The 17,975-nt window shown below is 70.6% G+C and carries 15 protein-coding genes; 7 read left to right on the top strand and 8 right to left on the bottom strand.

Translation table 11 applies throughout. From position 1 onward, the window contains the following. Positions 1-89 precede the first annotated feature (89 nt). On the bottom strand, positions 90-1,262 hold the full coding sequence (locus tag AC1Q87_RS00730; protein ID WP_492607126.1) for a carboxynorspermidine decarboxylase: 1,173 nt from the start codon (positions 1,260-1,262) through the stop codon (positions 90-92). Between the two features lie 10 nt (positions 1,263-1,272). Beyond that, positions 1,273-2,478 carry a saccharopine dehydrogenase family protein gene (locus AC1Q87_RS00725; protein WP_492607125.1) on the bottom strand — a complete coding sequence of 402 codons (1,206 nt, stop codon included), beginning with the start codon at positions 2,476-2,478 and terminating at the stop codon, positions 1,273-1,275. Between the two features lie 256 nt (positions 2,479-2,734). On the opposite strand from AC1Q87_RS00725, the gene AC1Q87_RS00720 reads away from it, so the two are divergent. Then, entirely contained in the window at positions 2,735-3,196 is a 462-nt protein-coding gene (locus tag AC1Q87_RS00720) for an outer membrane lipoprotein (protein WP_492607124.1), read from the top strand. 80 nt (positions 3,197-3,276) lie between these two features. Then, the gene (locus tag AC1Q87_RS00715) at positions 3,277-4,902 is read left to right on the top strand and encodes an alpha/beta hydrolase (RefSeq protein WP_492607123.1); all 1,626 of its coding nucleotides are present in this window, start codon (positions 3,277-3,279) and stop codon (positions 4,900-4,902) included. Here the strand turns inward: AC1Q87_RS00715 and AC1Q87_RS00710 are convergent. The 5 genes from AC1Q87_RS00710 to AC1Q87_RS00690 all read right to left on the bottom strand — a co-directional run bounded on the left by AC1Q87_RS00710 (position 4,899) and on the right by AC1Q87_RS00690 (position 10,177). Beyond that, positions 4,899-6,029 carry a PepSY-associated TM helix domain-containing protein gene (locus AC1Q87_RS00710; RefSeq protein WP_492607122.1) on the bottom strand — a complete coding sequence of 377 codons (1,131 nt, stop codon included), beginning with the start codon at positions 6,027-6,029 and terminating at the stop codon, positions 4,899-4,901. The genes AC1Q87_RS00715 and AC1Q87_RS00710 overlap by 4 nt on opposite strands. Before the next feature lie 2 nt (positions 6,030-6,031). Next, a complete protein-coding gene (locus AC1Q87_RS00705; protein ID WP_492607121.1) occupies positions 6,032-8,359 on the bottom strand; it encodes a TonB-dependent receptor in 2,328 nt (775 codons plus the stop codon). Positions 8,360-8,429: 70 nt separating this feature from the next. Beyond that, entirely contained in the window at positions 8,430-9,374 is a 945-nt protein-coding gene (locus AC1Q87_RS00700; RefSeq protein WP_492607120.1) for a FecR family protein, read from the bottom strand. After that, positions 9,374-9,889: a sigma-70 family RNA polymerase sigma factor gene (locus AC1Q87_RS00695; protein WP_492607119.1), complete on the bottom strand. Its 516-nt coding sequence runs from the start codon at positions 9,887-9,889 to the stop codon at positions 9,374-9,376. The genes AC1Q87_RS00700 and AC1Q87_RS00695 overlap by 1 nt, the downstream gene beginning before the upstream one ends. Before the next feature lie 87 nt (positions 9,890-9,976). Beyond that, positions 9,977-10,177 carry a hypothetical protein gene (locus tag AC1Q87_RS00690; protein WP_492607118.1) on the bottom strand — a complete coding sequence of 67 codons (201 nt, stop codon included), beginning with the start codon at positions 10,175-10,177 and terminating at the stop codon, positions 9,977-9,979. Positions 10,178-10,785: 608 nt separating this feature from the next. Between AC1Q87_RS00690 and AC1Q87_RS00685 the strand changes: the two genes are divergently transcribed. Together AC1Q87_RS00685 and AC1Q87_RS00680 are read left to right on the top strand one after the other, a co-directional pair. After that, positions 10,786-11,061, top strand: coding sequence for an HU family DNA-binding protein (locus tag AC1Q87_RS00685; RefSeq protein ID WP_293406690.1), 276 nt, complete (start codon positions 10,786-10,788; stop codon positions 11,059-11,061). A gap of 26 nt (positions 11,062-11,087) precedes the next feature. Further along, positions 11,088-11,816 (top strand): phytanoyl-CoA dioxygenase family protein, encoded by a 729-nt coding sequence (locus tag AC1Q87_RS00680; protein ID WP_492607117.1) that lies wholly within the window; start codon positions 11,088-11,090, stop codon positions 11,814-11,816. Between the two features lie 12 nt (positions 11,817-11,828). On the opposite strand, the gene AC1Q87_RS00675 is transcribed toward AC1Q87_RS00680, so the two are convergent. Beyond that, positions 11,829-12,566 carry an IclR family transcriptional regulator gene (locus AC1Q87_RS00675; protein ID WP_492607116.1) on the bottom strand — a complete coding sequence of 246 codons (738 nt, stop codon included), beginning with the start codon at positions 12,564-12,566 and terminating at the stop codon, positions 11,829-11,831. Between the two features lie 172 nt (positions 12,567-12,738). Between AC1Q87_RS00675 and AC1Q87_RS00670 the strand changes: the two genes are divergently transcribed. The 3 genes from AC1Q87_RS00670 (at position 12,739) to AC1Q87_RS00660 (ending at position 17,973) form a co-directional block, all read left to right on the top strand. After that, a complete protein-coding gene (locus tag AC1Q87_RS00670; protein ID WP_492607115.1) occupies positions 12,739-15,711 on the top strand; it encodes a TonB-dependent receptor in 2,973 nt (990 codons plus the stop codon). Positions 15,712-15,868: 157 nt separating this feature from the next. Next, positions 15,869-16,588 (top strand): IclR family transcriptional regulator, encoded by a 720-nt coding sequence (locus AC1Q87_RS00665; RefSeq protein WP_492607114.1) that lies wholly within the window; start codon positions 15,869-15,871, stop codon positions 16,586-16,588. Continuing rightward, positions 16,585-17,973, top strand: coding sequence for an MmgE/PrpD family protein (locus tag AC1Q87_RS00660; RefSeq protein WP_492607113.1), 1,389 nt, complete (start codon positions 16,585-16,587; stop codon positions 17,971-17,973). The genes AC1Q87_RS00665 and AC1Q87_RS00660 overlap by 4 nt, the downstream gene beginning before the upstream one ends. The last annotated feature ends 2 nt before the right edge of the window (positions 17,974-17,975 follow it).

The following is a 17,975-nucleotide window of genomic DNA, read 5'->3' as shown; positions in this document are numbered from 1 at the left end:
ACGCTCCACTGGAAACTAGATCACTCGTTTCGAGCAGGCATCGCACGCGAGGGTTAAGAGCTCCCAACTTTCGCAACTTTAGCGAGACGTCAGGACAGCCGGTCGCGGAAGGCGGCGTAGTCGAACTGGCGCACCAGCCGCAGCGCGTCGGTCTGGCTGTTCCACAGGGCGATGGCCGGCAGCGGCACGCCGTTGAAGGTCGTCGTCTTGACCATCGAATAGTGGGCCTGGTCCAGGAACGCGATCCGCGTGCCCGGCGCCGGCGACGCCGCGAACCGGTAGTCGCCGATGACGTCGCCCGCCAGGCAGCTCGGCCCGCCCAGCCGCACCTCTACGCCGGCGTCCGCTTCGTTCAGCATCGCCGGCCGATAGGGCGCCTCCAGCACGTCGGGCATGTGGCAGGTCGCCGAGATGTCGGTGATCGCGACGTGCACGCCGTTGTCGAAGACGTCGAGCACCTCGCCGACCAGGATCCCGGCGTCCAGCGCGATCGCCTCGCCCGGCTCCAGATAGACGTCGATCCTGTGTCGCTCGCGGATCTCGCGCAGGAAGCCGATCAGCTCCTCGCGTTCGTAGTCGGCGCGGGTGACATGGTGGCCGCCGCCGAGGTTCACCCACTTCAGCCCCGCCAGCAGCGGCCCGAGCCGCGGCTCCACCGCGTTCCAGATCCGCTGCAGCGGCGCGAAATTCTGTTCGCAGAGGGCGTGGATGTGCACGCCGTCCACGCCGTCCAGGTGCTCCGGCCGCAGCTGCGACACCGGAAAGCCCAGCCGCGATCCGGTGCAGCACGGGTCGTACTTGGCGACCTCGGCCTCGCTCCACTCCGGGTTCAGCCGCAGCCCCACCTCGAAGACCTCGCCCTGCGCGCGGGCCTCGGCGATCAGGCCCGCGAAGCGCGCGATCTGCGCCGGCGAGTTGAAGATCACCGTGTCGGACAGGCGCAGGATTTCGGGCAGGTCCTCGGCGCGATAGGCCGGCGAATAGGTCGTCAGCTCGCCGCTATAGTGCTCGCGCGCCAGCCGGGCCTCCCACAGCCCCGAGGCGCAGGTCCCATGCAGATGCTCGCCGACGAGATCGGCGACCGCCCACATCGAGAACGCCTTCAGCGCCAGCAGCACCTTGGCGCCGCTGGCGTCGGCGATGTCCTTCAGGACGATTAGGTTGCGGCGCACCGCCGCCTCGTCGACGACGAAACAGGGCGACGGCACGCGGCCGAGGTCGAATTGGGCGAAGGCGCCCGGGCCGCCGGCTTGGGTCTCCATGAGGCGGCGATCAGAAGGCCAGCGGCGCGGGCAAGGTCTCGACCTTCCAGGGCAGGCCCTGGCTGTTCATGAGGGCCATGAACGGATCCGGGTCGAGTTGCTCCATGTTGAACACGCCGGCCCCCTTCCAGGCGCCGCTCAGCATCAGCGAGGCGCCGATCATCGCCGGCACGCCCGTGGTGTAGCTGACCGCCTGGTTGCCGGTCTCGGCATAGGCCTCTTCGTGGTCGCAGACGTTGTAGACGTAGACGGTCTTCTGCGCGCCGTCCTTCTGGCCGGTGGCGATGACCCCGATGTTGGTCTTGCCGCGCGTCACCGCGCCCAGCGTCGAGGGCTCGGGCAGCAGCGCCTTCAGGAACTGCAGCGGGATGATCTCGACGCCCTGGAACTTGACCGGGTCGATGCGGGTCATGCCCACATTGCCAAGCACTTCCAGGTGCTTCAGGTAGCTGTCGCCGAAGGTCATCCAGAAGCGGATCCGCTTGATTTCCGGATAGAATTTGGCCAGCGACTCCAGCTCCTCGTGGTACATCAGGTACATGTTGCGGGTGCCGACTTCGGCGAAGTCGAACGGCTGCTTGTGGGCCAGGGCCGGCCCCTCGACCCACTGGCCGTTCTCCCAATGGCGGGACGGCGCGGTGACCTCGCGCAGATTGATCTCGGGATTGAAGTTGGTGGCGAACGGGTGGCCGTGGTCGCCGCCGTTGCAGTCGAGGATGTCGAGCGTGTCGATGCGGTCCAGCAGGTGTTTGCGGACATAGGTGGCGAACACCGACGTCGCGCCGGGGTCGAAGCCGCAGCCGAGCACCGCCATCAGGCCGGCGTCCTTGAACCGATCCTGGTACGCCCACTGCCAGCTGTATTCGAACTTCGCCTCGTCCCGCGGCTCGTAGTTGGCGGTGTCGAGATAGTTCGCGCCCGCCTTCAGGCAGGCGTCCATGATCGACAGGTCCTGGTAGGGCAGCGCCAGGTTTACGACGAGCCCGGGCTTCACCTGCTCGATCAGCGCGGCGGTCGCGGCGACGTCGTCGGCGTCCAGTTCGGCCGTGCGCACGTCGACGCCGGTGCGCGCCTTCACCGACGCGGCGATCGCATCGCACTTCGAAAGCGTACGGCTCGCCAACGTGATCTGCGAGAACACGTCGGGGTTCATCGCCATCTTGTGGACCGCAACCGAGCCCACGCCACCGGCTCCGATCACAAGCACCGTGCTCATTTCTATGTAACTCCGACCTCAATATCGCTGGCGACGGGCCCATTCCGCTGCGTCGCCGCGCGCTTATACGTGGTCCGAACGGGCCGTGCCCAGACTCGTTGCAACTGCAAGCATTCCTGCGCCTCGCCGCCGGGCGGCGGGCTTCCGGATTCAACCTGATAGCGTCCTGCGCCTACCTGCGGTCCAATTCGGCTCGGGGATAACCAGCGCCGCAATCGTCAGACCCGGCCACAGCCCGTCCTGGAGACGCGCCGAAATGACCAAGTATCAATATCTTAGCCTGCCTCTCCTCGCATCCGTCGCCCTGCTCGGCGCCTGCACGCCGCAACCCACGCCCAACAGCTACAGCCGCACCGAGACGATGCGTCCGCAGACCGTCGAACTCGGCACGCTGCAGAGCATCCGGCCGGTCAACATCCGGCCTGGCGAAACCCGGCTGGGCATGGGCACGGGCGCGATCCTGGGCGGCATCGCCGGCAGCCAGATCGGCGGTGGGACGGCGGCGAACGTCGCCGGCGGCGTCGCCGGCGCGGTCGCGGGCGGCGCGCTGGGCAGCGCGCTTCAGGGCTCGCAGAGCACGGCCGGCCTGGAGCTGACCGTCCAGCTCGACTCCGGCCGCCTGATCGCCATCGTGCAGCCCGGCGGCCCGAACGACTTCCGGATCGGCGACCGCGTGCGCGTCGTCGGCAACGGCGAGAACACCCGCGTCACCCGCTAGGCCGCGCGTCCTACGCAGCTGGCGATTGCGTCTGACAAGCGTTTGCAGGACCCTGGGCTGAACACCCGGGGGACGCTGACGTGACTGCTACCGACATCCTGCTGACCGCCGCCCTGGCGGCGTTCGTCCTGGCCGTGTGGCTGCCGCGGCTGCCGGGCCGCGGCCGGGTGCTGTTCGGCGCGGCCCTGGCGGCGCTGGCCGTCGGCGTCGTCGGCGTGCTGGACGCGCGCTGGCAGAGCGCGCTCGGCGTCGTGGTCGCCCTGCTCCTGTTGGCCGGCCTTTGGATCGCCCGCCTGCGCCGCCGCCCCGCCTCCGGCCGCGTGGCCTACGTGTCGGGCGTGCTCTCGGCGCTGCTGGCCGGCCTGGCGGTCGCCCCCCTGGTCCTGTTCCCCGTCGGCGCCCTGCCCCGGCCCAGCGGCGAGCGCCCGGTCGGCGTGCGCACCTTCGAGGTGACCGACGCCAGCCGTCCTGGCCTGCTGGCCGCCCCCGCCGGCCAGCCGCGACGCCTGCTGGTCCGGGTCTGGTATCCGGCCGGCGACACGCGCGGGCTCAAGCCCCGCCCCTACTTCACCGACGAAGAGGCCCGCACCACCGGCGCCAGCCTGGGCGCGCTGTTCAAGTTCCCGCCCTTCTTCACCTACCTCAAGCACGTGCGCACCAACTCGTACGAGGACGCGCCGCTGGCCCCCGGCGCGGCCGCCCTGCCGGTGGTCATCTACAGCCACGGCTTCACCTCGTTCCTCGGCCAGAACACCGTGCTGATGGAGGAGCTGGCCAGCCACGGCTACGTCGTGTTCTCGCTGCAGCACACCTACGACTCGGCCGCGACGCTGTTCCCCGACGGGACGCTCGCCCCGATGGATCCCGACCTGTTCAAGCGCGACGAAGACGCCGCGGCCCCCGCCCAGGCCCAGATCGACGCCATCGCCGGCAAGGATCTCGACGCCCGCCTCGAAGGCCAGTTGCAGCTTCGCGAAGCCGGGCTCGCAAAGGCCGAGCGCATCACCCGCAGCGGGGTGATCTGGGCCGCCGACCGCATCTTCCTGCACGACCAGCTGCAGGCCGGCCGCGTTCCCGACGCCATCAAGCCGATCCTGGCCGCCAGCGACCTGAACCGGGTCGGCGAGATGGGCATGTCGTTCGGCGGCGCGACCTCGGGCAGCGTCTGCATGGTCGACCGCCGCTGCGCCGCCGGCATCAACCTCGACGGCGCCGACTTCCCGTTCCAGGCGTTCGATGCGGCCATGCCGGTCCCGTTCCTGATGTTCCACTCGGACATGCGCACGATCTATCAGGCCATGGGCGTGGAGCCGCCCGGCGGCCAGGCGCGGGCCTTCAACGACTTCTCCTACGAGACCTTCGCCACGGCCGGGACCGACCCCAAGGTCCATCGCCTGCAGCTGCGCGAGGCCAAGCACCTGGGGCTGTCGGACTTCTCGCTGTTCATCCGCCGGCCCGTGCGCGACCCGCTGCTGGGCTCCACGCCCGCCAGGGTGATGATCGGCGCCCAGAACGACTACGTCCGGGCCTTCTTCGACCGCCACCTGCGCGGCCGCAACGCCGTCGACCTGCCGTCGAAGACCTACGCCGAGTGGATCCTGCCGGCCGACAACAGCGACGTGCGCACCTGGTGGGGCGGCAAGAGCCCGGCCGAGCAGCAGGCCATCGAGGCGCGGATCGCGCGGCTGCGCGGCGTGACGCCCTAGCGGCGGGAGGGGCGTCGGCGCGCGAACAGCCAGATCCCCGTCGCGCAGAGCGCCGCCGTCGCCAGTCCGCCGGCGAACACCAGCCAGCGGCCGGCCATGCCCAGGCCCTTGCCCGAGTGCAACGGATACTGCCAAGCGAAGAACGCGTCGCCCGGCCCCTCGCCGTTGTCGTGCCGCTGGCCGACGATCGATCCGTCGGCCATGGCGACGTAGGTCCACAGCCGCCCCATGCCGTCGATGTCGCGCGCATCGAAGCTGCGCACGCCGTAGACGCCCAGCCGGCGCAGGACGAGCACGCTGTCGGCCGCCGCCCCGGTGCGCGCCGCCGCGCTCGCCAGCGCCGCGTCCAGGCCGATAGGTTCGGCGACCTCGACCTCCGGAAACGTCTCGTGCAGCCGCTCGGAGACCGGCGTCACCAGCCGCGCCGCCGCCCGCGTCTCCTCGTGCCAAGCCAGGGTCACGCCGGTGAACGCCAACACCAGGGTGACCGGAAAGAACCAGACCCCCGGCGCGCGATGCAGGTCGAAGATCCGCCGCAGGTTCAGGCCCCGTCCGGCGACGAGGAACGACTCACGCCACTTGGCGATCCGCGGAAAGGCCAGCACCGCCGCGGCGATGTGGTCCAGCGTCCAGGCCAGGGCCACCAGCCCGAGGAACCACGCCATCGCCTCGCCCAGCATCAGGTCGATGTGCAGCCCATAGAGCGTGTCCATCAGGTGCCGGCGGTCGAAGGCCGCCACTTCGCTGCGCCGCCAGCCCAGCAGCTCGCCGGTGGCGGGATGGCTGAACACCTGGACGGACGCGACCTCGCCGCCCGGCCCGAGCGGCGCGGTTCCCAGCGTCATGATCGACTGGCCAGGCCCGTTGGGCAGGTCCACGAACCGCGGCTCGAAGCCCAGCGCCGCGTGCGCTTTGGCCAGGGCGACGTCCGCCGCGACCGGCCCGCCGGCATGGCTGCTGGTCCGCCAGTCCGGGTTCAGCCAGGTGTCGAGCTCGTCATAGAACGTGATCGGCGCCCCGGTCAGCGCCAGCGCCAGCAGCCACAGCGCCGCCGCCAGCCCGAACCATCGGTGCCAGACGCGCAGCGCCTTGCGGACCGCCGCCGACGCTCTGCCCGGCGCTCCCACCGCTAGAAGCGGAAGGCCGCCGTCACCCGGATGTCGCGGCCGGGCTCGTAGACCCCGGCGACGCCCTCATAGTCCGGGATCGCGCCGTAGTCGGCGACGCTGGAATGGCTGCGATAACGCTCGTCGAACAGGTTGTAGACCGCGGCCAGCAGGGTCAGGCGCTCGTCGCCGAACGGCCGCCAGCTCGCGACCAGGTCGACCACCGTATAGCCGGGCTTGTCCACGAACTGGGTGCGGTCGATCCAGCCGATCTCCACGTTCCGCTGCAGCACCTCGATGTCGTTCAGCGGCGCATAGTGGGTCACGCTCGCTTCCAGGCGCACGTTCGAGGTCGGCTCGTAGCCGCCGGTCAGGTTCCAGTTGTCGCCGACCGAGTTGGCCAGGCCGATGTGCTCATAGCCTTCGACCGTGTTCCCGTTCAGCTCGGAGCGGTAGTGGTTGTAATAGGCGTCGACCGAAAACGGCCCCGACGCATAGCCAGCGCGCAGCTCCACCCCGTCGGCTTTGAACTTGCCGACGTTCTCGTAATAGACGGCGTCCTGCGGCGGGCGGCCCGACCCGATCTGGTCGAAGATCACGTCGTCGATGGTCATCGTGTAGTAGACCGCCGAGGCGCGCCACGGACCACGGTCATAGGTGAAGCCGACCTCGTAGTTGTCGACCCGTTCGGGCTTCAGGCCCGGCGCGATCGAGATGCGGCCCGGACGCTTCTCCAGCGTGAAGGCGTCGCCGATCTCCTTGCCGCGGAAGGCCTGGGCGAAGCCGGCGTTCAGCACCACCGCGTCGGTCAGCCGATAGTCGAAGCCGGCGTTGAAGCTGAAGCCGTCGCTCTTGGTCCCGTTGTCATAGGTCCGCTGGTGCACCTCGTAGCGGTCGTAGCGGCCGCCGAGACTAATCAGCAGCGCCTCGCTCGCCTGCCAGTGGTCCTGCACATAGAGGCCGAAAACCTCGCCCTTCTCGCTGAAGCGGCCGATCGCCGGGGTCCAGGCCCAGGGCTGCCAGCGCGCCGGCTCGTCCAGGTACTGGCTCATCACCCGGTCGTTGCGATACTCGGCGCCCGCCGTCACGTCGTGCTGCCCCAGGGCCATGCGGCCGCGCAGGTCGACGCCATAGGTCTCGATCTCGGCGCCGTAGAGGCCCCAGCGGTCGGTCCGGTCCTGGGTGAACTTCGAGCGCGTCCAGTAGCCGGTCGCCTCCAGCGAGGCGGCCTCGGTGACGTCGTAGCCATAGTTCAGCACCGCCGTCTGGCGAGTGCCCTCGGCCGGGAACAGCGGGTTGCTGGCCAGCACCGGCCAGTTCGGGCGCTGGGCGAAGGCGGCCTTCTCCTCGCGCTGCTCGTAGCTGACCATGAACCGGTGGCCGCCGCCCAGATCGCCGCCGACCTTCAGGTAGCCCAGCTGCTGCTTGGCGTCGGTGCCCAGCAACTTGTCGCCGCCGCCGTCCTTCATGTCGTTGCGGTCGACATGCACCAGCGAGCCGACGAAGCCGACGTCGCCGAACAGCTGGCCGAACACCGTGCCGCTGAGCTTGTAGCCGTCGTTCGAGAAGTAGCCCGCCTTCAGGATGCCGCCGAATTTCTGGCCGGGCTCCAGCAGATCCTGGGCGTCCTTGGTGCGGAACCGGATCGCGCCGCCGATGGCCCCGAAGCCCGCGGTCGCCTCGCCCGCGCCGGCCTGCACGTCCACGGTCTTCAGCAGCTCAGGCTCGATCGAGACGCGGCCGATGTGGTGGAACAGGGTGCCGCGCTGCGGCGCGCCGTCCACCGTCACGTTCAGCATCGAGTCCTCGAGACCGCGGACATAGATCTTCTGGGCGATGCCCACCGACCCGCCCACCGACACCGACGGCACGTCGCGGAAGATGTCGGCCAGGTCGTTGGCCTGGCGGAACTCGAGCTCGGCGCCGACGACCTCGACGTCGGTCAGCGCGCCGACCACCACCAGCGCGTCCAGATCGGTAGCGGTCGAGACGGCGTCGGTCCCGCGCACGACGACCGGCGGCGCCGCCGCCGCGGGCTGCGCCACCACGCGGAAGCCTCCGCGCCCGTCGCTCTGCGCGGCCAGCGGCTGCCCGGCCAGCAGCCGCTCCAGCGCCTGTTCGGTGGTGAACTGGCCCTTCAGCCCGGGCGTGCTGCGGCCGCGGACCAGGCTGGCCTCGGCGGTGACCACCGCCCCGCCCTGCCGGCCCACGCGCGCGATCGCCGCGCCCAGCGATCCGGAGGGAATGTCGAAGCTGCGCGCCGCCGCCGCCTGGGCGTAGGCGCTCGGCGCGGCCCCCAGGGCGACGGCCAGCGCGGCCACGGCGGTCAGGCTCAGTCTGTTGCAGATCATCGGAAATCCCCCGGCTACGTGTCGTCTTGCCTGTGGGACGGACGAGATCTCGAAACGGGCCAGATTATTTTCAGCGGCCGACGCGCAGGCTACCGTCCGGCCCGCGCATGACGCGCAGCCCCGCCGCCTGGGCGATGCTCTCGGCGGCCCGGTCGGTGTCGCCCAGCGGATAGGCGCCGCTCACCCGCGCCCCGCCCAACGCCTGCGCCTCGAAGGCGATCGGCTCGGCGCGATAACGGTTCAGCTCGGCCAGGACCTGGGCGGCCGGCAGGTCGTCGGCCTCCAGCCAGCCGCTGGCCCAGCCGCCCGCCGACGCCGGCTCGACCGGCGCCAGCCGCGTCACCCGCCCTGCGTCGACCCGCGCCCGCTCGCCGGCTGTCAGCACCTCGCAGCCCTCGTCGGTCCGGCGCGGACAGACCCGCACGGTCGACTCCGTCACCGTCACCAGCATCGAGGCCCCCTCGTCGCGGACCAGGTAGGCGGTGCCCAGCGCCGTGGCCCGCCCGTGCCGGGTCTCGACCACGAACGGCGCGCCCGGAACGACGTGCACAAGCGCCTCGCCGCGATAGAGCGTGACCCGCCGTCGGCCGCCATGGGTGTCGAAGTCCGCGATCGAGCCGGCGTCGAGATCCAGGCGCGATCCGTCCGGCAGCGTCAGGTGCGCGACCTTGGTCTGCGTCGCATGGTCGGCGAACGGCTGGCGCAGGGTCATGCTCTGGCTGCCCGCCCATCCGGCGATCACCAGCATCAGCGCCAGCGCCGCCGCGCCCGCCGCACGTCGGCGACCGTCGGCGCGACGCGCCAAAGTCCGGCGCAGCACCCGACGCCCGGCCCGGTCCAGCCGCTCCAGCCGGTCGTCCAGTCCCAGCATCCGCTCCAGCACCAGCCGGTGGCGAGGATCGCGCGCGCACCAGTCCTCGCAGGCGCGGCGGCGCGCGTCGCTCACCTGCCCGCCGTCGAGCTCGGCGGCCCATCGCGCGGCGGCCGCGACCATGGCGGGGGTCGGCGCCTCCATCAGACCCGCCCGTCCGGATAGGCCAGCAGGTAGCAGCGCTGATAGGCGTCGGCGACGCGGCGCTTGACCGTGCGCAGCGAAACGCCCAGCCGCTTGGCGATGTCCTCGTGGCTGAGCCCCTCCAGCCGCCGCAGCAGGAACGCCTCGCGGGTGGCCGCCGGCAACTGCGCCAGCAGCGCGACCAGGCCGTCCAGCAGTTGCACGGCCTCCAGCACCCGCTCGGGCGTGCGCAGATCTTCCAGGTCCTCGGCGACCAGCGCCGCCAGATAGGCCCGCTCCAGTTCGCGGCGACGGACGTCGTCGACCAGCAGCCGCCGCGCCACCGTCGCCAGATAGCGGCGCGGATCGTCGAGGCTGGGCAGGTGCTCGCGCTCCAGCAGCCGGCAGAAGGTGTCGTGCGCCAGGTCGTCGGCGCGGTCGCGGCAGGCCGTGCGCCGCACCAGCCAGCCGCTCAGCCAGCGGCCGTGCTCGCTGTAGAGCTGCCCGATAGAGAAGTTGATCGCCGCCTGGCCCATCTGCGCCCCTGGCCCCGCGGGCCGCTCCAGGCCTTATCGCACATGCGATACATTCGCAACTACTGCGGCAGGGGCCAGGGACGCGCCCTAGCGGCGATAGGCGGCGCCGGCCGGTTCGCCGGTCAGGAGATCGGCCGCGCCGCGCGCGCCGCGGGCGCGAAGCCGGCGCACGACCTCGCCAAGCTGCGCTCGCCCGTTCGGGTGGGTGGAAATGGTCTCCACCAGGGCCTGCAGGACGACCTCGAGGTCGTCCAATCGCTGCTGGTGGTCATAGAGGGTCATCGCCATGCGAGGCTCCTGATCAGGGATTTGGACCGCCCGCGCGCAGGAGCCGCCAGGCGCACGCAGGGCGTCACGCGGCCGACTCAGGGCTGGTTTTTGCAGGCGGATTCGGGATTCGGCCGGCGGCCGAACCGCGGAAGCGGGGCGAAATCGCCCCGCGCTGGTGACCCCGGACCGTGGCGAGCGCGCCTAGACCCGGGGGTTATTGCCTTCGACGCGAAGGCGCGCGCGGCTGGCGCGACAGAATTCCCGCAAGTTCGACATGCCCCCAGCATGCCCGAATGGCTCAATAAGTCAAAACGTTCGGAAAACGCACTAACCCGCGACAGGAACGTCGCTCGTCGTCGCAGGCATTTTTAGAAAAACGTTCCATCCCCAGTTACTTCACTTCTCTTGCTCGAGCCCGATTTGCACACGAAGGTTGTTTTTCGGGCGCGCTCGCGCCGCATGACAGTTTTTCAATCTCGAAATATTTACTGACGGCTGACGAACCCCGTGACGCGCCCGCTGGCCCGCCGCGCGCGCTGGTCTGCGACAGCTCCTTCCAAGCGCGGATGGACAGCGGCGGCCGCGCGGTGAAACCTCCCCTCACCGATTCCGTAGGAGAGCACTGCATGAACACCACCGATCTCGCCGAGCGGCTCGCCGCCGACGGCAAGCTCACCAAGGCTCAGGCCCGCGAAGCCGTCGACACCCTGCTGGGCGCCGTGCGCGAAGCCCTCGTGCTTGGTCACGAAGTCAACCTGCCCGGCTTCGGCAAGTTCAAGGTCCAGGACAAGCCCGCGCGCACCGGCCGCAACCCGGCCACCGGCGCGGCGATCGAAATCGCCGCCTCCAAGAAGGTGGCGTTCGCGGCGGCCAAGGCCCTCAAGGACGCCGTCGCCGGCTGACGTTCCGGTCGCATCGCGGCGACGCGATGCGACCCACCTTTTTCTGTCGGATTACAGCCCTGACCTACGACTACGCCCAGGACGGCTATGCAGTCGCCCCGGTGTTCGCCGCCGACGAGGTGCGCGCCGCCCAGGCCGACATCACCGAGCAGCTCGACCGGGTCGCCCGGGCCCTGCACCACCCCTTCGAACACAGCCGCCCGGACCTGCCGCTCGTCGAGCGGCTCGACGCGGTCGCCGCCAAGGAGAAGGCCTACGCCAACCTCCTGCGCCTGGCGGTGCTGACCGACGCCCACCGCGGCCCGCGCCTCACCCGCCTCGCCGAGAGCCCGCAGCTGCGCGCCGCCGCCGAACGCCTCGCCGGCCGCCCGCTGCAGGAGAGCGGCCACACCATCCGCCTGCGCGCCAGCTTCGCGGGCTTTCCCGAGCACTGGCACAACTGGCACTCCGACGTCGCCATCGACGACGGAACCGAGTGCGGCCGGCTCAACGTCGCCGCCTGGATCCCGCTGATGGACGCCGGCCCGAACCAGGGCGGGCTGGAGATCGCCGTCGGCCGCCAGCCGGCGCCGTTCCCCCATGTCCGCGCCGCCGACTTCCACATTCCGCCGGCCGACCTCCACCACCTGCCGCGGGCGACGCCGTCGTGCCCGGCCGGCGACGTGCTGTTTCTCGACCGCTTCACGCCGCATCGCACGCTGCCGAACAGCGGCGCGGCGCGCTTCGCCCTCGTCGTCTGGCTGAAGGCGGCCTGAGGCCGCCCGGCCTCAGCCGTCGCCCAGCACCCCGATCTCGTTGGAGATCGCCAGCAGCGCCTCGGAAACATCGCGCAGGTGCGCGCCGCTCATGCGCTCGGCCATGGCCGAGACCGAGATCGCCCCCACCGGCGCGCCGTCAGGCCCCTCGATCGGGGCCGAGACCGAGCGCGAGCCCGGCAACAGGCCGCCGTCCAGCACCGCCAGGCCGCTCGCGCGCACCTCCGCCAGCCCCGCCGTCACGCTCTCGGCGCTGAAGTCGCGGTCGGCCGGGTGCTCGGCCAGGCCCCTGGCGATCGCCGGCGCCGGATCGCTCATCGCGCTCAGGAAGACGCGGCCGGCCGCGGTCAGCGTCATCGGCGCCCGCGTCCCGTTCATCGGCGTGTAGCGCAGCGCCCGCGCCGGCGCGACGCGGTCGAGGAACAGCACTTCGTGCCCCACCGGCGCGGCCAGCAGGACAGTGTCCTGGGTCTGCTGGTGCAGTTTCTGGAGATAGGGCGAGACCGTGCGGCGCAGGCTGTTGGTCGAGATGATCGCCACGCCCAGCTCCCACGCCTTCAGCGACGCGAAGTAGCGCGCGGTCTCGGCGTCCTTCTCGACATAGCCGAGCTCGATCAGCGTGCTCAGCAGCCGATGGACGTTGGATTTCTGCAGTCCCAGCGCCTCGGTCAGCGCGCTCAGCCGCATGGGCCGTTTGGCGCGCGCCAAGACTTCCAGGACCGCAAAGCCCTTCGCGACCGTGGTGTCCATCGAGCCCCTCCGACGGCGCAGCCTAGCTGATCCGTTCCAAATACTGAAACGTACATTTGTTCCATATAATGGAACATTGATCTATTATGTAGACGCTCGATCTGATCGCTGCCTATCCTGCCGCATAACTTCCGTCACCGAATGACGGTCGGCCAATGCATTAGGGGGCACCATGTTGAAGACCGAACGCCTTTGCGGCGTCTCGGCCCTGGCGATCATGCTCGGGCTCGCGACCACCAGCCACGCGCAGGACAAGCCCGGCGAAGTCGCCGAGGTCATCGTCACCGGCTCCTTCATCCGCGGCACGCCCGAGGACGCCGCCCTGCCCGTCGACGTGCTCTCGGCCCAGGACCTCCAGAAGCAGGGCGCGCCGGCCATGGTCGACGTGATCAAGGCCATTCCCGGCGTGCAGAGCGTGCTCGGCGAAACTAACCAGTTCGCCAGTCAGGCCACCACCGGCTCGGGCAACGTCAACCTGCGCGGCCTCGGCGCGGTCCGCACCCTGGTGCTGCTCAACGGCCGGCGCCTGACCAGTTCGCCGGGCGGCTCGGGGGTCGACACCAACCTGCTGCCCACCGCCGCCATCGGCCGTATCGAGGTGCTCAAGGACGGCGCGGCCGCCACCTACGGCTCGGACGCCATCGGCGGGGTGGTCAACTTCATCACCCGCAGCGACCTGAACGGCCTCGAGGTCAACGCCGGCTACACCTTCATCGACGGCTCGGACGGCGACTATACGCTCAGCGCCAACTACGGCTGGGTCGGCGATCGCGGCGACGCCCTGATCTCGGTCGGCTATCGCCACCGCTCCGAACTCGACACGCTCGAGCGGGACTGGGCGGTCAACAGCTACCTGGAGAACCCCAACGGCAGCTGGTCGGGCTTCGGCAATCCCGGGACCTACATCTCGGGCACGACCCGCTTCATCGATCCGGGCTGCACGGCGCTGGGCAACACCATCGTCACCGCCGCCGCCGGCACCCAGAGCTGCTACTTCCAGTTCGGCCGCTTCAACAACCTGGTCGAGGAAGAAGAGCACTACCAGATCTACGGCCAGTTCAACTGGGACCTGACCGACAAGACCCGCTTCCACGCCGAGGCGCTCTACGCCGCCCACGACGTGCCGCATGAAGGCACCTCGCCCTCCTACGGCCCGACCCAGGCCTTCGGCCCCGGCGCGGCTTCCGGCTCGTTCATCATCCCGCGCACCAATCCGGGCCTCTGCGGGACCGCGGGTCTCGCGACCTGCCTGCCCGGCAGCCTGCTCCCGCAGTTGACCGCCGCCCAGCAGGCCGCCGTCAACACCGCCGGCTTCACCGCCGCCAACATCCTGCTCTGGCGGCCCTACGGCGTCGGCGGCAACCCGCTGACCGGCGACTCCAAGCCCGACCAGCGGTTCTTCGAAGGCTTCCGGGTCTCGGCCGGGCTCAACGGCGAATTCGACAACGGCATCGGCTGGGACGTCGCCGTCACCCACATGATCAACCGCAGCGACATCGTCACCTACGACATCCCGGTCGCGCGGCTCTACTACGCGCTCAACGGCCTCGGCGGTCCCGGCTGCGACACCGATCCGGTGACCCCGGGCGTCCAGGGCGGCGTCGCCGGCGTCGGCGCCTGCCTCTACTACAACCCGTTCTCGACCGGCGTCGCGGCCAACGCCGCCTCGGGCGAGACCAACCCGAACTACGTCGCCGGGTCGGCCGCCGCCAACGCCAACAGCCGCGCCATCGGCCAATGGCTGTTCCAGCCCTACGGCTATCAGTCCGAGACCACGCTCACCGTCGTCGACGCGGTGATCAACGGGCAGTCGAACCTCGACTTCGGCGGCGGCCCGATCGGCTGGGCGGCCGGCGCCCAGTACCGCGACAACACCTTCAGCCGCGCGGTGAACGACATCAACAACATCGCCCTGAACCCCTGCCCCGAGGAGAACGTCACCACCTGCGCCACCGGCCGCGGCAACGGCGTGTTCGGCTTCCTCGGCCCGCTCTCGGAGCAGGATCTCGGCAGCGACGTCTGGGCGGTGTTCGCCGAAGCCCAGGTCCCGATCACCGACACCCTCTCGTTCCAGCTCGCCGTCCGCCACGAGGACTACGGCGGCGCAGTCGGCGCCACAACCAATCCCAAGCTGGCGGTCCGCTGGCAGGCGACCGACTGGCTGGCGTTCCGCGCCTCGGCCGGGACCACGTTCCGCGCCCCGACCGACCTCAACCTGGTGCCGGACGCCAACACCACCCAGGCCTTCATCACCCAGACCAGCGGCTACCGCGCCTTCGACACCACCGGCAATCCGAACCTGAAGCCCGAGACCGCCGACACCCTGAACATCGGCGCCATCGTCGACTTCGGGGCCTTCAAGGCGACGGTCGACTACTGGTCGTTCGACTTCCAGGACACCATCGAGGCGGAGTCCGGCTCGGGCCTGCTCTCGACCGTGTTCCCGAACGGCTCCTCGACCACCCTGCCGAACGGCTGCGCCAACCCGGCGCTGGCGCCGCTGGTCGCCCGCTTCGTGTTCCAGGGCGGGATCTGCGCGCCCGGCACGATCCAGCGCGTGCGGCTGAACACCATCAACGGCACCGGGACCAAGACCTCTGGCGTCGACTTCTCGGCGACCTTCCGCGCGGCCGAAGTCTGGGGCGGGGCGATGAACTTCGGCCTCGATGGCTCGTACCTGCTGAAGTACGACACCGGCCCGGCCTTCATCGAAGGCATCCAGGTCGAGGCGGGCCAGGAACTGGCCGGGACCCACGGCGGCACGGCGGGCGGGACCTCCTATCCCAAGCTCCGCGCCAACCTCTACGCCGAGTACGCCCGCGACGTGCACAACCTGCGCCTCACGCTGCGCTACATCGACAGCATGGCCGACGTGCGCGACGGCCGGTTCGGCGGCACCAACATCTTCGGCCCGAACGGCGCGGTGTTCGGCTACATCCTGCCCCAGGGCGCCAAGCTCGACGCCTTCGTCACCCTCGACGCCGCTTACCGCGTGCTGCTGCCGTGGGACACCACCGCCACGCTGACGGTCGGCAACCTGCTCGACACCGATCCGCCGTTCGCCCGCCGCGACCTCAGCTACGACCCGGCCACCGCCAACCCGCTCGGCCGCACCTTCAAGCTGGGCGTGACCAAGCGCTTCTGACGGAGACGTTTCCTTCCCACCCTCCCCTGGCCGTCCCGTTCTCGGGACGGCCTTCTTTTTGCGCGAAGATGTTCCGCACAGCGGAACATCATTTCATATATTGGAACAACACGAATATCTGTGGCATAGCTGGCGCACCACGAGGGCGGCGGCGACCATGGACCGGGCGGTTACGCGCAGTTTCGAAATCCTGGAGTGCCTGGCCCGCGCCCGCCAGCCGATCCGGCTGTCCGACGTCGCCGCGGCGACCGGCCTGCAGAAGAGCACCGTCCACCGCATCCTCGGCACGCTCTGCGCGCTCGGCCACGCCCGCCAGGACGACAACGGCCGCTACGGCCCCACCCTGCGCGCCTGGGAGCTGGGCGCCGGCGTGGTCTCGGCGATGCCGATCTACCAGGTCGCCTCCGGCTATCTGCAGGCCCTGCATCGGGCCACGTCCGAGACCGTCAGCCTGACCATCCTGTCGGGCGACGACGTGCTCTATCTCGAGAAGATCGTCGCCGCCCGGCCGGTGCGCTTCCACACCCGCGTCGGGTCGCGCGCGCCGGCCCCGCTGACCGCCAGCGGCAAGGCGATGCTCGCCTTCCGGCCCGACGCCCGATCCGTCGTGGACCGCCTCGCCGCGGTCCGCGAACTAGATGTCCCCGCACTGATGACGGAACTCTCGCAGGTCCGTCAGCGGGGCTACGCGCTCTCCGGCTACAGCCCCGGCGTCACGAGCATCGGCGCCGCGGTTGCAGCCGGAGGCGCACCCCCTTCCGCGGCGCTGTCGATTTCCGCGCCCACCGAACGCCTGACCGCCCGCAAGCGCGAGGCGTTCATCGACGCCCTGCTCGAAACCCGCGCCCGCATGACCGAGGCCTTGGACCAGGCATGACAACCCAGGCCTTCATCCCGGTCGGCGACGCGCTCGCCGCCTACGTCGCAGGCGCCCTGACGACGCCGGCCAGCGCCGGCGACCGTGAGCTCGGCCGCCTGCATATCCTCGACACCCTGGCCTCGATCGTCGCCTGCCGCGACCTCGAACCGGCCGTGCTGGCCCGCGACTACGCGCTGTCGCTGAGCGGCGGGGCCGAGCGCAACGCCGCCACCATCCTCGGCACGCATCTGCGCGCCGGGATCGTCGACGCCGCCTTCGCCGGCGCGATGACCGGCCACGGCGCCGAGATCAACGACTTCATCCCCTCGGCCTTCGTCCAGCCCGGCCCGGCCGTGCTCAGCGTCGCCCTGGCGGTGGCCGAGACCCGCGGCGCGAGCGGGGCCGAACTGCTTGCCGCGGTCATCGCCGGCTACGAGATGGCCGGGCGCATGCCCAAGGCGCTCGGCGTCGACAATCTGCGCCGCGCCGGGATCGCCAATCACGGGATCGGCCCGCAGTTCGGGGCGGCGACCGCCGCCGCGATCCTGCTGCGCCTGCCGCGCGCGATGATCGCCGACGTCTTCACCTTCTGCGCCCAGCAGGCCTCCGGCTCCTGGCAGTGGCTGCTCGACGTCGAGCACATCGAGAAGGCCTTCGTCTTCGCTGGCATGGGCGCGCGCGACGGCCTGCACGCCGCCCTGATGGCCGCTGCTGGCTTCCGTGGCGTGCGCGAGGCGCTGGACCATCCCGGCGGCTGGATGCGCGGCCCGCTGTTCGCCGGCGGCGACGCCGACCGCGCCTATCTGGTCGAGGACCTCGGCGCGCGCTCGGAACTGCCGCACACCGCCTTCAAGCGCTATCCGGTCGGCGGCCCGACCCAGCCGGCGGTCGAGGCGCTGCTCGACCTGACGAAAGAGGTCGCCGGCGCCGAGGTCGCCTCGGTGCAGATCGAGATGCCGGGCCGCTGGCAGGCGTTCCGCGACGCCGCGATGCCGGCGCTGAACCTGCGCTACCTCGCCGCGATCATCCTGCTGGACGGCCGCCTGGACTTCGTCGGCGCCCAGAGCCTGCAACGGATGGGCGGGGACGCCGCCGCCCGCGCCCTGATGGACAAGGTCGAGATCCGCCACGACCCGGCCCAGGAGGCCGCGCCCGGCCAGCCGCGCACTGAGTCCGCCCGCGTCGCCGTCCTCCTGGCCGACGGCCGGCGGCTCGAGCGCTACGTCCCGCACGTGCTCGGCTTCCCGTCGCATCCGATGAGCGCCGCCGACGTCGAGGCCAAGGCCGCCGAGCTGATGGCCCCAGCCCTGGGTCAGGCGCGCGCGAGCGCCGTGATCGAGGCCGTCCGCGACCTCGAAGCCCTGCCCGACGCCGGCGCGCTCATCGGCCTGATCGCCCGCTGAGG

It is taken from the genome of Phenylobacterium sp. GW823-FHT02A09 (assembly GCF_058797775.1).
Note: the sequence above shows the minus strand (reverse complement) of the source record. Positions and strands in the feature narration are given on the sequence as shown.

Excerpts from the sequence above, each read along its gene's own strand:
- AC1Q87_RS00695 (WP_492607119.1), bottom strand. The coding sequence starts at position 9,889 with ATGGGCCAGGCGGCGATCAACTTCTCTATCGGGCAGCTCTACAGCGAG.
- AC1Q87_RS00670 (WP_492607115.1), top strand. The coding sequence starts at position 12,739 with ATGTTGAAGACCGAACGCCTTTGCGGCGTCTCGGCCCTGGCGATCATG.
- AC1Q87_RS00690 (WP_492607118.1), bottom strand. The coding sequence starts at position 10,177 with ATGGCGATGACCCTCTATGACCACCAGCAGCGATTGGACGACCTCGAG.
- AC1Q87_RS00675 (WP_492607116.1), bottom strand. The coding sequence starts at position 12,566 with ATGGACACCACGGTCGCGAAGGGCTTTGCGGTCCTGGAAGTCTTGGCG.
- AC1Q87_RS00660 (WP_492607113.1), top strand. The coding sequence starts at position 16,585 with ATGACAACCCAGGCCTTCATCCCGGTCGGCGACGCGCTCGCCGCCTAC.
- AC1Q87_RS00725 (WP_492607125.1), bottom strand. The coding sequence starts at position 2,478 with ATGAGCACGGTGCTTGTGATCGGAGCCGGTGGCGTGGGCTCGGTTGCG.
- AC1Q87_RS00685 (WP_293406690.1), top strand. The coding sequence starts at position 10,786 with ATGAACACCACCGATCTCGCCGAGCGGCTCGCCGCCGACGGCAAGCTC.
- AC1Q87_RS00665 (WP_492607114.1), top strand. The coding sequence starts at position 15,869 with ATGGACCGGGCGGTTACGCGCAGTTTCGAAATCCTGGAGTGCCTGGCC.
- AC1Q87_RS00700 (WP_492607120.1), bottom strand. The coding sequence starts at position 9,374 with ATGGAGGCGCCGACCCCCGCCATGGTCGCGGCCGCCGCGCGATGGGCC.
- AC1Q87_RS00720 (WP_492607124.1), top strand. The coding sequence starts at position 2,735 with ATGACCAAGTATCAATATCTTAGCCTGCCTCTCCTCGCATCCGTCGCC.
- AC1Q87_RS00705 (WP_492607121.1), bottom strand. The coding sequence starts at position 8,359 with ATGATCTGCAACAGACTGAGCCTGACCGCCGTGGCCGCGCTGGCCGTC.
- AC1Q87_RS00680 (WP_492607117.1), top strand. The coding sequence starts at position 11,088 with ATGCGACCCACCTTTTTCTGTCGGATTACAGCCCTGACCTACGACTAC.
- AC1Q87_RS00730 (WP_492607126.1), bottom strand. The coding sequence starts at position 1,262 with ATGGAGACCCAAGCCGGCGGCCCGGGCGCCTTCGCCCAATTCGACCTC.